Source organism: Actinoplanes rectilineatus, assembly GCF_000962825.1.
Classification (GTDB): Bacteria; Actinomycetota; Actinomycetes; order Mycobacteriales; family Micromonosporaceae; genus Actinoplanes; species Actinoplanes rectilineatus.
This window is the reverse complement of sequence record NZ_JZKF01000242.1, coordinates 1-430: the sequence shown is the minus strand read 5'-3', so window position 1 is coordinate 430 and position 430 is coordinate 1. Positions and strand designations below refer to the sequence as shown.

Genomic DNA, 430 nt, shown 5'->3' with positions numbered 1-430 from the left:
GCGGCGTCGGCGGAGCATTTCACGTTCGGTCCGGATGATGTGTGGTGTCTTTTTCATTCTTACGCGTTCGATTTCTCGGTGTGGGAGATGTACGGCGCGCTTCTGCATGGTGGTCGTCTGGAGATCGTGGGGGATCGGGTCCGGCGTAATCCGGCTGATTTCGCGGAGTTCCTGGTCAAGCGTGGTGTCACCGTCCTGAACCAGACCCCGTCGGCGTTTCGGCAGCTCCTGGGTGTGTTGACTCCGCAGCAGGCGGCCCGGTTGAAGGTTCGTGAGGTGGTCTTCGGTGGTGAGGCGCTGCCGTTCGGTTCCACGCGTCGCTGGTACGAGCTGATGGGTGATCGTGCCCGTCTGGTGAACATGTACGGCATCACGGAGACGACCGTCCACGTGACGTTCCAGGAGCTCACGCCGTCGTCGGTGGAGGAGA

At 61.9% G+C, this 430-nt stretch carries 1 protein-coding gene; it reads left to right on the top strand.

All coding sequences use genetic code 11. The features are described 5' to 3' along the window. Positions 1-39 precede the first annotated feature (39 nt). Positions 40-430: AMP-binding protein (locus tag WH85_RS46270; RefSeq protein WP_281179169.1), on the top strand; the 391-nt coding region annotated here is incomplete at its 3' end.